Raw genomic sequence first — 14,146 nt, forward strand, 5'->3', positions numbered from 1 at the left:
ATTCGGGAGCAGAACGGATGCTGGCCAAGCTAACTGCGTTCAATAACCGTCTGATGCCGGGCAGGAGCCTGGATGAACAGATGGACAATACGTTCGACCTCGCCCAGCAGTTGGGCTTCGATGCGCTGGTGTATGACTACACCCCGGTGCCCATCGACCTCAATGGCGAGCTCATCACCCCCTCGGTGCTGGAATTGCGCAACACCCCGCCCGACTGGCATGCCTTGTGGTGCAGCGAAGGGTTCTACCAGATCGACCCCGTGCAGCACTTGGCCTTGAGCACGGTTTCGCCGTTTGTCTGGTCCTATGACGCCAAAGCCCAGACCGCCCTGCAGCAGATCATCGACCCCTGCCACGCACCCGTGTCTTCTTACCTGCATGACCGCCAGTTGACCTGCGGCGTCAGCGTGCCGATCCACCTGCCCCGCGGCGGCTTTGCCTCGCTGACCGGCCTGCGCACCGGCAAGGCGAGCGTGGTGCTGCGGGATGCGCAGCAGACTCTGTCGGATTTCGCCCTGATTACCCATGCCTTGCAGGAAGCGGCCTACCCATTATTCAGCAAGGAGCTACGTGCCTACCCACATATTCGCCTGACCAAACGTGAGCGCGAGTGCCTGAAATGGGCCGCCGATGGCCTGACCGCCGCCGAAATCGCCACCCAATTGAGCCGTTCCCTGGCAGTGGTCACCCTGCACCTGGCGTCGGCGATGCACAAATTAGGGGCAAAGAACCGGGTCCAGGCAGTGGTTCGCGCAACCCACTATCGCTTGCTGGAAGACTGAACCTTCGGCAAAACCTAGCTGTTTTGCTAGTTACCTAAACATCGCGTGCCGATTATCGTGTCCCTGATCCTTTTTTTCAGAGCAGGGTACGAAATGGAATTCATCGAAAAAATCCGCGAAGGGTATGCGGCCTTTGGCGCTTACCAGACCTGGTACCGCATCACTGGCGACCTGACCACCGGCCGCACACCGTTGGTGATCATCCATGGGGGCCCCGGCTGCACCCATGACTACGTCGACGCCTTCAAGGACGTCGCCGCCAGCGGTCATGCCGTGATCCACTACGATCAACTGGGCAATGGGCGCTCCACCCACTTGCCCGACAAAGACCCCTCCTTCTGGACCGTCAGCCTGTTCCTCGATGAGCTGAACAACCTGCTGGACCACCTGCAAATCAGCGATGACTACGCGATCCTCGGGCAATCCTGGGGCGGCATGCTCGGCAGTGAGCATGCGATCCTGCAACCCAAGGGCCTGCGCGCCTTCATCCCGGCCAACTCGCCCACCTGCATGCGCACCTGGGTCAGCGAAGCCAACCGCCTGCGCAAACTACTGCCCGAAGGCGTGCATGAAACCCTGCTCAAGCATGAAGCCGCCGGCACCTACCAAGACCCGGAATACCTCGCCGCCTCGCGGATTTTCTATGACCAGCACGTGTGCCGGGTCAACCCCTGGCCTGAAGAGGTAGCCCGCACCTTCGCCGCGGTCGATGCCGACCCGACGGTGTACCACGCCATGAGCGGCCCTACCGAGTTCCACGTGATTGGCAGCCTGAAGGACTGGAACGTGATCGGCCGCCTGTCGGCGATCAAGGTGCCGACCCTGGTGATTTCCGGCCGGCATGACGAGGCGACGCCGCTGGTGGTCAAGCCGTTCCTGGACGAAATCGCGGATGTGCGCTGGGCACTGTTTGAAGACTCCAGCCACATGCCCCATGTGGAAGAGCGCCAGGCGTGCATGGGCACGGTGGTGAAGTTCCTGGATGAGGCGTGCTCGACGCCGCACACAGCCCTCAAGGCTGGCTGAGGTAAAAATGCGCAGGGCCACTTAGCGCTGTCGCTCAGTAAATTGGAATATCCCTGTGGCGAGCGGGCTTGCCCTAATGCCGTTCAGTTAAGGCTTTTTTGTAGGAGCGAGCTTGCTCGCGAAAAACTCACAGGCGCCGCGTTGATTCAGGAAACACGCGTTATCGTTGACGTTTTTCGCGAGCAAGCTCGCTCCTACAGAAGGCGATGTACTCTTAACTGAACGGCATTAGGGCAAGCCCGCTCGCCACAGCAAGTCCGCTGGCCACAACATGCCCGCTCGCCACAATCAGCCAACTTGCCTGAACAAGCCCACTGGCCACTGCAGCTCGCCCCCCTCCTACCGTCTAGACGTCGCTGGTCTCCGGCCTCGCGGCTTTGTTCGACACCTGCGCCACCAGTGGAATCTCCTGACCCTGTGCATCAAACAACTTGCCGCCGCTGAAGTAATCCCCCTCGCGCAAGGCCGCCACATCCTGGAAGCACAAACTGCGCTCCGTCCCTGCCACGAACACTGATTGCTGGTCTGAGTTACCGGCGGTGATGTGGTTGAACGCCAGGTTCAGCAGGATCGCCATGATCGCCGACGAGCTGATGCCCGAGTGGAAAATGGTCGCGAACCAGCTGGGAAAATGATCGTAGAAACTCGGCGCAGCGATGGGGATCATGCCGAAACCGATGGACGTGGCGACGATGATCAGGTTCATGTTGTTGCGGTAATCCACCTTGGACAGCGTGCGAATACCACTGGCCGCCACGGTGCCGAACAGCACGATCCCGGCACCGCCCAGTACCGAGGTCGGTACGGCCGCAATGACACGCCCCATGAAGGGCAGCAGGCCGAGAATCACCAGGAACAGCCCACCGGTCGCCACCACAAACCGACTCTTCACCCCCGTCACCGCCACCAGGCCGACGTTCTGGGCGAATGCACTTTGGGTGAACGAACCGAAGATCGGCGCGAACATGCTCGACAGCATATCGGCACGCAGGCCATTACCGAGACGTTTGGAGTCGACCTTGGTGTCGATGATCTCACCCACCGCCAGGATATCTGCCGAGGTTTCCACCAGGGTCACCATCACCACGATACACATGGAAATGATCGCCGCCACATGAAAGGTCGGCATGCCGAAATGGAATGGAGCGGGGAAACCGAACATCGGCCCCTGGGTGACACCGGAGAAGTCGGCCATGCCCAGCAATACCGCAATGAGCGTGCCGATCACCATCGCCAGCAGGATCGACAACCGCGAGATAGTCGCACTGCCGATCTTGCTCAGCAGCAACACCAACACCAGGGTCAGCGCCGCCAGGCCGATGTTCGGCATGCTGCCGAAGTCGGCTGCGCGGCTGTTGCCGCCCATGGCCCACCGCGCCGCGACGGGCATCAGGGTCAGGCCGATGGTGGTGATCACGATACCGGTCACCAGCGGTGGGAAAAACTGGGTGATCCGCGAGAACACCGGGGTAATCAATAGCCCGATCAACGACGCCGCCATCACCGCCCCCAGAATCGCTGGCACCCCGCCAGCGCCATCACTGCCGACAATCGCCACCATGGTTGCCACACCGGCAAACGACACGCCCTGTACCAGCGGCAACTGGCAGCCAAAAAACGGCAGGCCAAGGGTTTGCAGCAAGGTGGCCAGGCCACCGGCAAACAACGACGCGGCGATCAACAGGCCGATATCCGCCGGCGACAACCCAGCCGCCTGGCCGACGATCAACGGTACGGCAACGATGCCGCCGTACATGGTGAGCACATGCTGCAGGCCGTAAGCCAGGTTGGCGGCGACGCCAAGATTCTCATCTTCCGGCCGCTGCGGTGACGCCTTCGGGATAGTCATGGTGAGGGGTTCTCTGTTTTTGTTGTGCGGCCACTGTATGCAATGTAAGGACTGGATGTCCATAGAGTTGTATACAATCAATCGAACAAGATACCCTCCATCGGCGTTACAAAAACAATCCGGCCGACATGAGCCAGAACGCCAAAGGACACTAAAACCATGAAAAAGGCACTACAGGGCGCAACCGTGGCATTGACGCTCCTCGGCGGTGGGGAGGCCGTCGCGATGGAATGGATGAACAACAGCGTAGGATTTCGCTACGGCCAGCAGTTCACCAATCCGAACAACCCCGATGCATTCAGTAAACGCATCTACAGCTTTACCCACGCCAGCGGCTACCAGTACGGCAGTCACTTCCTGAACCTGGATGTGTTCCTGTCCGACAGCCGCGACCCGCGCAAGGGCACCGACCACGGCGGCAGTGAGGTGTACGCGGTGTATCGGCACCAGTTGTACGCCTCTCGCGTCTTCGATACGCCGCTGGGTACCGGGTTGATCAAGGATTACGCCTTCACCCTGGGCTTCGATGCCAACCGCAACAACAACTTCGCCTCAGCCAGGAAACGCGCACTGGTGCTCGGCCCGACCTTGAAGTTCAACACCGTCGGCGTGCTGGACCTGAGCCTGATGTACTACAAGGAACGGAACCACACCGGCATTCCCGGCGCGAAAGAGTCGAACCACACGTTTGACGACACTTACCTGCTCAACCTGACCTGGATGCGCCCGTTCGAGATCGGCAACCATGGGGCCAGGTTCCAGGGGTTCATCAACCACGTCGGAGACAAGGGCGAGGACTTCCACGGCCGCGATACCGCAGCCGAAACCTTGCTGCGCACCGCGCTGATGGTGGCGGTGCGGCCGGGTAAAAGTGTTAAACCGAACCTGTATCTGGGGGTGGGCTACGAGTACTGGCATAACAAATTCGGTGTGGATGGCGGCCGGGGCAGCCGCACATCGACGCCGACGGTGAATATGGAAGTGACCTTCTAGGGGGAGTCAAATGCAGGAGGGGGCTTGCTCCCTCCCACAGACTGAAACGCAGTGTCACTCCAGGTTCAGATCCGTTGCCAGTTCCGAGCGGCCTGCTTTCGGCCGCGCCAGCCAGTAACCCAGCACCGCCAACGGCGCAGTCGCCAGCATCACCAGTGCCGTGATCAACAGCGGCTGCTCGAGCATCGACGACACCACCAGGCTGCTGAGAAAGCACAGCCCCAATTGCAGGGTGTTTTGCAGCGCTGCGGCCTTGCCGGAATTTTCTGCAAAGGGCATCAGCGCATTCGCCACCACGATCGGATAGCTGGCGCCATTGACCAGGGCCATCAGGCAGAACGGGATCAGCAAGGTGGTCAGGGTCGGCACGGTCAAGGTGGCGACCAGGTACAACGCCACCATGCTGATGCAATAGGCCACCAACAACCACGGCAGCAGTGTCTTGCCCTGGAAACGCTGCAAGGCGCTGCGGCAACTGTAGCCACCGACCAGAAAGGCGAGGGTCGGCAGCACATAGCTCAAGCCGATGTCATTGGGGCTGTAGCCCATGTCACCGAGGATGAAGGGCGACGCGGTCAGCCAGGCGAAAAAACTGGCGGAGCACGCCGCAAAGATCATGACGTTGCCGGTGAATACCCGAGAGCCGAGCAACTGCCCGTAGCCCAGGCGCGCAGGCTCGCCCTCTGCGGCAGGGCGTTTGGGCAAGGCACGTAGGAATAACGTAGGCAGCAGCAACAGCAGCGAGACACCCAATAACACCGCGAAAATCGCCTGCCAGCCAAAGTGATTCAACACCATCGCGCCCAACAGCGGGGCCAGGGCCGGCGACAATGACATCAGCGGCATGATACTGGCGAATACACGGTGGGCTTTGTCAGCTGGGTAACGGTCAATCACCAAGGCCTGCCAACTGACCGCGGCGGAACACACGCCAATCGCCTGGATAAAGCGCAAGGCCAGCAGCTGCGGCGCCGTCTCGACCCAGAACATCCCCGCGCAGCCCAGCACGAACAGGCTCAGGCCGGTGACCAGGATCGGTTTGCGCCCGAGTCGGTCAGACAACGGCCCCCACAGCAACTGCCCCACCGCAAAGCCGGCGAGGAAAATACTCAGGCTGGCGCCCACCGCGCCGGCGCCGATCTGCAATTGCTCGCCCATGGCGCCAAACGCCGGCAAGTACATGTCCATGGCGAGGTAACCGAGCATGCTCAGCCCCGCCAGATACCAGGTGAAACCAAAAGAGTTTTTCATTGAAGCCTTATAGATCCTGCCATCAAACTATTTGCTGACTGCCGCTCATTATGAAGCTGGCAACATCCCTGTGAAGCGATAATAATTGGACAAATCTATCAATATTTTTGAAGGCAGTGTGTATGTGGTCCGAATACTCCCTGGATGTAGTTGATGCGGTCGCGCGTCACGGCAGCTTCAGCGCTGCGGCCCAGGAACTGCACCGCGTGCCATCGGCCATCAGCTATACGGTGCGCCAACTGGAAGAGTGGCTGGCCGTGCCGTTGTTTGTGCGGCGCCATCGCGATGTCGAACTCACCCCCGCTGGCCGTCTATTTATAGATGAAGCGCGGGGCGTGATGAAAAAAATGCTCGGCACACGGCGCTTGTGCCAGCAGGTGGCCAACGGCTGGAGCGGCCAGTTGAAGGTCGCGGTGGATTCCATCGTCAAACCCCAGCGTTGCCGGCAATTGGTGCTGGATTTCTATCGACAGTTTCCCGAGGTGGAATTGCTGCTGGAATACGAGGTGTACAACGGCGTGTGGGACGCCCTGGCCGATGAACGTACCGACATTGTGATCGGCGCCACCAGCGCGGTGCCGGTGGCCAGTCACTTCACCTTTCGCGACATGGGGCTGTTGAACTGGCTGTGCGTGGTCAGCAGCCAGCATCCGCTCGCCGGCATCGAAGGCTTGCTCAATGACGACCAACTGCGCCCCTTCGCCTCGCTGTGCATGACCGATACGTCACGCAACCTGCCCAAGCGCGACACCTGGACCCTGGACAACCAGCGCCGCCTGGTGGTGCCTAACTGGGCCTCGGCGATCGACTGCCTGCGCGATGGCCTGTGCGTTGGCATGGCGCCAGCGCATCAAGTGCTGCCCTGGATCGAACGCGGTGAGCTGGTGGCCCTGCAATTGAGCCGCCCCTTCCCCGCCAGCCCGTCGTGCGTGGCGTGGGCGCAGAACAAGGTGTCCCCCGCCATGCGTTGGTTGCTGGAGTACTTGGGCGACACCGAGACGATGAACCAGGAGTGGTTGAATGGGAGTGACCGTTGAAGATCACCGGGATCCGTTGTGTGGGGGGGCCAGTCCGTCAAGGTTTTTTGTAGGAGCGAGCTTGCTCGCGAAAAACTCATAGGCGCCGCGTCCATTCAGGAAGCACGCGCTATCGTTGACGTTTTTCGCGAGCAAGCCCGCTGGCGGTGTGCGCTTAACTGACGGGCATCAGATCCCATTTCAATCCAGTAAACGCGTGATGGCGCGCACGATCATCTCAACCTCCTTGGCCTCCAGGGTCAGCGGCGGCAGCAGCCGAATGACCTTGCCCCGCGTCACATTGATCAGCAGCCCATGCTCCTGGGCGGCACGCTGGGCCAGGTCGCGATAAGGGCTGGCCAACTCGATCCCGATCATCAGGCCTTGCCCGCGAATCGCCAGCACTTGCGGGTGCTCATTCAATTCCACCCGTAACCGCGCCAGCAGGCGCTCCCCCTGTTGCGCGGCGTTCTGCAACAACCCCTGCTCTTCGATAATGTCGAGCACGGTGCAGCCGACGCGACACGCCAGCGGATTGCCGCCAAAGGTACTGCCGTGACTGCCCGGTGTGAACAGCTCGGCCACGTGAGCCCGAGCCAGGCACGCGCCGATGGGCACGCCGTTGCCGAGGCCTTTGGCCAAGGTCATCACGTCCGGAACAATGCCTTCATGCTGGAAGGCAAACCAAGCGCCAGTACGTCCGATGCCGGTCTGGATTTCATCGAGCATCATCAGCCAGCCATGGCGCGAGCAGTGATCGCGCAAGGCTTTCAGATAACCCGGCGGCGCGACCATCACGCCGCTTTCGCCCTGGATAGGCTCCAACAGGACCGCGGCAATCCGCGGGCCGAACTGCTGAGTCAGCGCCTCCAGGGCTGCCAGGTCGCCAAAACCCACCTTGAGAAAATCCCCCGGCAAACGCTGGAAGCCCAGGCGTACCGACGGTCCGTCACTGGCAGCCATGGTGCCGAGGGTGCGGCCGTGGAAGGCGTTTTCCATCACCACCACCAACGGCTGCTCGATGCCCTTTTTCCAGCCATGCAGGCGCGCCAGCTTCAGTGCCGTCTCATTGGCTTCGGCACCGGAATTGTTGAAGAAGGCGCGGTCCAGGCCGGACAGCCGGGTCAGGCGCAGGGCCAGTCGTTGTTGCCAGTCGATGCTGTAGAGGTTGGAGGTGTGCAACAGCAAGCCGGCCTGTTCGCTGATGGCTGCTACCAGTTTTGGGTGGGAGTGCCCAACGTTGGTCACCGCCACGCCCGCCACCGCGTCCAGGTATTCACGCCCCTGCTGGTCCCACAGGCGCGTGCCCAAGCCACGGGTAAAGCTCAGGGCCAGGGGTTGGTAGGTGGTCATCAGGCAGGCGGCGGTCATGGTGGCAAGCTCCAGGGCATCGTGGGGACGATCCCAGTATCGTTAGCCATCTGAGCTGGATAAACTGCACTTTCCTGCAATGACTTTGAACCAGGGTTTGATAATGGATTTATTCCAGGCGATGTCGGTGTATGTGAAAGTGGTCGAGAGCGGCAGCATGACCGCCGCCGCCCACGCCTGCGGAATATCGACCACCATGGTCGGCAACCACCTGCGCGCGCTCGAGCAACGGCTGGGAGTCAGCCTGCTCAAGCGCACCACGCGCAAGCAAAGCCTGACGGAGTTCGGTGGGCAGTATTACCAGCGTTGCCTGGAAGTGCTGGGGTTGGTGGCCGACTCCGAGCAATTGGCCGAACAGGCCCACAGCGACGTCCCCCGCGGCACCCTGCGCATCACGGCGCCCCCCGCCTTCGGCACCGAACGCCTGGCACCGGCCTTGAGCGAGTTCTCCCGGCGCTACCCGCAGATCAAGCTGTACGTGGTGCTCAGCAACCAGCGCATGGACCTGGTCGACAGCGGTTTCGACGTGGCGATCCGCCTGGGTGAACTGGAACCCTCAAGCTTGATCGCACGGCCCATGCAGGATTACACCATGACCCTGTGCGCCTCGCCGGATTACCTGGCGCGACACGGCACGCCACAGGTGCCCGAGAATCTGCAACAGCATGACTGCCTGGCATTCGCCTACCCGTCGACCGACGATTGGCGCAACGCCGACAAACTGTGGCGCATGACCGGGGATGAGGGCGAGGTGGAGATTCCAGTATCGGGCTCGTTGACCATCAACAGCTCGCAAGCCCTGCGCCAGGCCGCAGTGCAAGGCATGGGCATCGTCATGCTGCCGGATGCCCTGGTGCAGCCCGACCTGCAAACCGGCAAGCTGGTGGCCCTATTGACCACCTACCAACTGCCGAGCCGCCCCATGCACCTGCTGTACCCCCAGGACCGCTATCGCCTGCCCAAGTTGCGCGCCTTTGTGGATTTCGTCATGGAACAGTGGGCGCGCTAGAAGCCCACGCCCAATTCCCGCAAGCGCGCGGCCGTGCGTTCGGCGGACACATGATGAATGCCCTGCCAACCCAAGGTGACAGCCGCCTCGATATTGCCGGCGACGTCGTCGATGAACACCACTTCGCTCGGCTGGATATCCGGCAGGTGGGCACGCACCTGGGCGAGGCTGGCGTGATAGATCGCGGCATCCGGCTTGATCAGCTTCAACTCGCCGGAGACCACGATGTCGCGAAAACACTGCAGGAACGGGTAGTTGGCCCGCGCATAGGGGAACGTCTCGGCCGACCAGTTGGTGAGCCCGAACAGCGGCATGTCGGCGTGATGCAACGCCTCGAGAATGGCCACGCCCTCCGGTAACGGGCCGCGCAGCATTTCATGCCAGCGGTCGTAATAGGCCGTGATCAAGGTTTCGTGCTGGGGGTATTGCGCGACCAGGCTGCGCGTAGCCTCGGCCAGGGTACGACCCGCATCCTGCTCGGTGTTCCAGGCCTGGGTACAGATGGTGTCGAGGAACCACTGCCGTTCGTGATCGTCGGCAATCAGCTTGCGGTACAGGTGGTGCGGGTTCCAATCGAACAGGACACCGCCAAAATCAAAAACGACTGCACGAATCGTCATCAGATCCTCCGTTAGCGTGAGTTGATAGCCGATGGAGTCTGGCAGATCGATGGCGGCAGCGGCAAAGGCTTAACACACAACGAATGTGGGAGCGGGCTTGCCCGCGATTGCAGGGTGTCAGCCGAAACATCCAGCACTGACAAACCGCGATCGCGGGCAAGCCCGCTCCCACATTTTTTTCGAGCGTGTTTAGGCTTGGACCAGGCCGTTGATCTTAACGGTCGGATTCACGTCAGCCTCGTAGTCCACGCCATCGATCTCAAAGCCGAACAAGCGCAGGAACTCAGCCTTGTAGCCGGCAAAATCGCTGATCTCGTTGACGTTGTCGTCGGTCACCTGGTTCCACAGTGCGGCCACGGCGTCCTGGACCTTCGGCTCCAGTTCGGCCAGGTCGGCGCGCAGGCGGCCGTCGGCGTCGAGCTTCGGCTGGCTGCCGTACAAGCTGTCCTTGAACAGGCCGTAGACCTGCTCGATGCAACCTTCGTGGGTGCCCTGCTCTTTCATCACCTTGAACAGCAACGACAGGTACAGCGGCATGATCGGGATCGCCGAGCTGGCCTGGGTCACCACCGCCTTGAGTACCGACACACGAGCGTCGCCCTTCAGCGCAGCCAGGTTGTCGCGCAGGGTCAGGACTTTCTTGTCCAGGTCCTTCTTGGCTTCGCCGATGGAACCGTTCCAGTAGATGTCCTGGGTCAGCTTCTCACCCAGGTAGGTGAACGCGGTGGTCTTGGCGCCTTCGGCCAGTACATCGGCGTCACGCAGGGCGTCGATCCACAGCTGCCAGTCTTCGCCACCCATGACTTTCACGGTGCCGTCGATTTCTTCCTGGGTCGCCGGTTCCAGGGTGGTGTCGACCACGACGCCCTTGTCGGTGTTGATCCCACGCAGGGTCACGGCTTTGCCGATCGGCTTGAGGGTGGAGTTGTGCACCACGCCCTGCGGGTCGGTACGGCGTGGCGCGGCCAGGCTGTAGACCACCAGGTCGATCTTGCCCAGGTCTTTCTTGATGGTGTCGATGGTCAGGCGCTTGATCTCGTCGGAGAACGCATCACCGTTGATGCTCTTGGCGTACAGGCCTTTTTCGACGGCAAACTTCTCGAACGCGGCGCTGTTGTACCAGCCGGCGGAGCTCAACTTGCCCTCTTCGCCTTCTTTCTCAAAAAACACGCCCAGGGTGTCGGCGCCGCAGCCAAACGCGGCACTGATGCGCGCGGCCAGGCCATAACCGGTGGAAGCACCGAGGACCAGCACCTTTTTCGGGCCGCCTTCGATGACGCCGTGTTGAGTCACGTAGTCGATCTGTTCCTTGACGTTCGCTTCACAGCCAACAGGGTGAGCGGTCACACAGATGAAGCCACGAACCCGCGGTTTGATGATCATAAAATTTCTGCCTCTTCCAAGGTGCCGAAGGCCAATGGTGGCCATTCAACTTCAATCGTACCGGTCTATGACGTCCAAAAAACCGAAGCGTCACGATAGTCGCAAATCTTCTGTTTACAAAATCCAATCGGCGCCGCGCTTTTCTGCGCATCCCTGCTAACGTTCGGGGTATCGTCACGCGTCCTGCGACGTTTTTGCAGCAAACGCTATTCGTGAAAATTTGTTCAATCCCTTCACAATTTTGCAATATTTAAAGCGCCCAACCGACTGATAACGCCTTATCATGGCGGGGTTGTTTCAATATGTTTCAAAACCCCACCACTCGCAGCCACGGAACCGTACCTGTCGAATGGCGTCCAGCTGGAGCTGAGTTTCATGAGCAAGTCCGCGTTACGCAAGAAAGCAGTGTCGATCGCCTGGGTGTTCGGCGTGCTGCTGTTTATTTTCCTGTTCCCCCTGACCACGGCGGTCTTCCTCGGCCTGGTACTGGTCTGCGGTGTCTATGACTTCCTGCGTAACGGCTTGTATGACCGCGATACCTTCAAGAAATACTTCATCGGCAGCGGCCGCAATACCTGGCTACTGGCGCCGTTCAACACCCTGTTCGACCTGCTGAGCAGCCGCAATCGCCATGTCTACACGATGCGCGACCTGCCGCCCGCCTGGCGTGAAGACCTGCAACAGGTGATCAACGATGCCATGGCCCACAAGGATGAAATCATCGGCTACCTGGACGAGCGCATGGCCGAGAAGAAACGCGGCATGCTGTTTTTCCAGTGGTATGGCCGCCCGATCGAAACCACCCTGGACATCCCGGAACTGCGTAAAAAGCTGCCGTTCGTGAAGACCATCGGGGTTTCGGTGTTCAACGAAAACCGCTCGACGTCCTTTCACTTCGGGCCCCTGCGCATGATGTTCCGGGTGCTCTACAACATGGCGCCGGCGCCTCACCATGACGGCGTGTATATCCAGGTCGGCAAGCACAAGCATTACTGGCACGACGACCCGCTGTTTATTTTCGATGACACGTTGATGCATGCGTCCTTCAACAAGAACGACGCAAAACGTTACTGCCTGTTCATTGATATCGTGCGACCGACCTTGCTGCCCTCGGTCCTCAACGCCGTGATCGCGGGTTTTGCCGGCCTGGTATTCACCCTGCGTCGGGTTTTCTATAAAAACTGGAAGCTGATTCAGTAAGTTCTGCGGCATGATGGTGCTGGACGGTGTTTGCGCCCTGCCCGCGAGGCGGCCAGAATAACCGTCTCGTGCGACCGAATTCGGCGCCCACCATTCTCAAGCCATCGCCCCGCTGAAGGGCGCGGTGGCTGCGCTTTCAAGGAACCAGAATGCCCCAACGTCAAGTCATCAACGCCTCCGTCAGCCCCAAGGGCAGCCTCGAAACACTCTCCCAACGTGAAGTCCAGCAACTGAGCGAAGCCGGCTCCGGCAGCATCTATACCCTGTTCCGTCAATGCGCCCTGGCCATCCTCAATACGGGCGCGCATATCGACAACGCCAAGACCATCCTCGACGCCTATAAAGACTTTGAAGTGCGCATTCATCAGCAGGATCGTGGCGTACGCCTGGAACTGTTGAACGCGCCGGCCGATGCGTTCGTCGATGGCGAAATGATCGCCAGCACCCGCGAGATGCTGTTCAGCGCCTTGCGTGACATCGTCTACACCGAGAACGAACTGGACAGCCAGCGCATCGACCTGAGCAACTCACAGGGCATCACCGACTACGTGTTCCACCTGCTGCGCAATGCGCGCACGCTGCGCCCGGGTGTCGAGCCGAAGATCGTGGTGTGCTGGGGCGGGCACTCGATCAACACCGAAGAATACAAATACACCAAGAAGGTTGGCCACGAACTGGGCCTGCGCAGCCTCGACGTGTGCACCGGCTGCGGTCCCGGCGTAATGAAAGGGCCGATGAAGGGCGCGACCATTTCCCACGCCAAGCAACGCATCACCGGCGGGCGCTACCTGGGCCTGACCGAGCCCGGCATCATCGCCGCCGAAGCGCCGAACCCGATCGTCAACGAGCTGGTGATCCTGCCGGATATCGAGAAGCGCCTGGAAGCCTTCGTGCGCGTCGGCCACGGCATCATCATCTTCCCAGGCGGTGCCGGCACGGCCGAAGAGTTCCTGTACCTGCTGGGTATTTTGATGCACCCGGACAACCGCGGCCTGCCATTTCCGGTCATCCTCACCGGGCCGAAACACGCCGCGCCGTACCTGCAGCAACTGCACGCCTTCGTCGGCGCAACCCTGGGCGAAGCAGCGCAGGCGCACTACCAGATCATCATCGATGACCCGGCCGAAGTGGCTCGCCAGATGACCGCCGGGCTCAAGGCGGTGAAGCAGTTCCGGCGCGAGCGCAACGACGCGTTTCACTTCAATTGGCTGTTGAAGATCGACGAAGGCTTCCAGCGCCCGTTCGACCCGACCCACGAAAACATGGCCAGCCTGCAACTGAGCCACGCGCTGCCGCCCCATGAGCTGGCGGCCAACCTGCGTCGTGCGTTTTCGGGGATCGTGGCGGGTAACGTCAAGGACAAGGGCATTCGCCTGATCGAACAGAACGGCCCGTACGAGATCCACGGCGACCCGGCCATCATGCAACCGCTGGACGAGCTGCTACAGGCCTTCGTCGCCCAGCACCGCATGAAGCTGCCAGGCGGCGCGGCCTATGTGCCGTGCTACCGCGTGGTGCAATAAACCGGCACTGCGCTCGGTCATGGTTTGTATCGCTGCGAACCCGATGGAAGGGGGTGAGTGACGTTCGGTCCAGGGTTTGATCTGTTCGGACTCACCCACATCCAGAAAGCGGCCCAGGCAATC

Annotated in this window: 12 protein-coding genes; 7 read left to right on the top strand and 5 right to left on the bottom strand. The window is 60.8% G+C overall.

Annotated elements, in window-relative coordinates; all coding sequences use genetic code 11:
* Nucleotides 1–17: 17 nt before the first annotated feature.
* Complete coding sequence (locus QU606_RS07590; RefSeq protein WP_024074140.1) at nt 18–782, top strand: LuxR family transcriptional regulator; 765 nt, start codon at nt 18–20, stop codon at nt 780–782.
* 93 nt (nt 783–875) lie between these two features.
* Entirely contained in the window at nt 876–1,808 is a 933-nt protein-coding gene (locus QU606_RS07595) for a proline iminopeptidase-family hydrolase (protein ID WP_024074139.1), read from the top strand.
* Between the two features lie 346 nt (nt 1,809–2,154).
* On the opposite strand, the gene QU606_RS07600 is transcribed toward QU606_RS07595, so the two are convergent.
* Entirely contained in the window at nt 2,155–3,657 is a 1,503-nt protein-coding gene (locus QU606_RS07600; protein ID WP_024074138.1) for a nucleobase:cation symporter-2 family protein, read from the bottom strand.
* Between the two features lie 159 nt (nt 3,658–3,816).
* On the opposite strand from QU606_RS07600, the gene QU606_RS07605 reads away from it, so the two are divergent.
* Nucleotides 3,817–4,650, top strand: coding sequence for a nucleoside-binding protein (locus QU606_RS07605; RefSeq protein ID WP_150293074.1), 834 nt, complete (start codon nt 3,817–3,819; stop codon nt 4,648–4,650).
* 54 nt (nt 4,651–4,704) lie between these two features.
* Here the strand turns inward: QU606_RS07605 and punC are convergent, their stop codons facing one another.
* Complete coding sequence (punC, locus tag QU606_RS07610) at nt 4,705–5,901, bottom strand: purine nucleoside transporter PunC (protein ID WP_024074136.1); 1,197 nt, start codon at nt 5,899–5,901, stop codon at nt 4,705–4,707.
* 122 nt (nt 5,902–6,023) lie between these two features.
* Here punC and punR point away from each other — a divergent pair, with 122 nt between their 5' ends.
* Nucleotides 6,024–6,938, top strand: coding sequence for a DNA-binding transcriptional activator PunR (gene punR / locus QU606_RS07615; protein ID WP_024074135.1), 915 nt, complete (start codon nt 6,024–6,026; stop codon nt 6,936–6,938).
* A 180-nt stretch (nt 6,939–7,118) separates the two neighbouring features.
* On the opposite strand, the gene QU606_RS07620 is transcribed toward punR, so the two are convergent.
* Nucleotides 7,119–8,288, bottom strand: a complete 1,170-nt coding sequence (locus tag QU606_RS07620; protein WP_024074133.1) for an aspartate aminotransferase family protein — start codon at nt 8,286–8,288, stop codon at nt 7,119–7,121.
* Nucleotides 8,289–8,391: 103 nt separating this feature from the next.
* Here QU606_RS07620 and QU606_RS07625 point away from each other — a divergent pair, with 103 nt between their 5' ends.
* Nucleotides 8,392–9,297: a LysR family transcriptional regulator gene (locus QU606_RS07625; protein ID WP_150293072.1), complete on the top strand. Its 906-nt coding sequence runs from the start codon at nt 8,392–8,394 to the stop codon at nt 9,295–9,297.
* Here the strand turns inward: QU606_RS07625 and QU606_RS07630 are convergent.
* Complete coding sequence (locus QU606_RS07630; RefSeq protein WP_193690344.1) at nt 9,294–9,917, bottom strand: HAD family phosphatase; 624 nt, start codon at nt 9,915–9,917, stop codon at nt 9,294–9,296. The two genes, QU606_RS07625 and QU606_RS07630, sit on opposite strands and share 4 nt — an antisense overlap.
* Before the next feature lie 189 nt (nt 9,918–10,106).
* On the bottom strand, nt 10,107–11,300 hold the full coding sequence (gene fabV / locus QU606_RS07635) for an enoyl-ACP reductase FabV (protein ID WP_024074130.1): 1,194 nt from the start codon (nt 11,298–11,300) through the stop codon (nt 10,107–10,109).
* Between the two features lie 375 nt (nt 11,301–11,675).
* Between fabV and QU606_RS07640 the strand changes: the two genes are divergently transcribed.
* Complete coding sequence (locus QU606_RS07640) at nt 11,676–12,500, top strand: aspartyl/asparaginyl beta-hydroxylase domain-containing protein (protein WP_069075504.1); 825 nt, start codon at nt 11,676–11,678, stop codon at nt 12,498–12,500.
* A 149-nt stretch (nt 12,501–12,649) separates the two neighbouring features.
* Nucleotides 12,650–14,023, top strand: coding sequence for a nucleotide 5'-monophosphate nucleosidase PpnN (ppnN, locus tag QU606_RS07645; RefSeq protein ID WP_024074128.1), 1,374 nt, complete (start codon nt 12,650–12,652; stop codon nt 14,021–14,023).
* Nucleotides 14,024–14,146: the final 123 nt, after the last annotated feature.

Origin of the sequence: Pseudomonas sp. OVF7 (assembly GCF_030644265.1) — a bacterium.
Taxonomy (GTDB): domain Bacteria; phylum Pseudomonadota; class Gammaproteobacteria; order Pseudomonadales; family Pseudomonadaceae; genus Aquipseudomonas; species Aquipseudomonas gorinensis.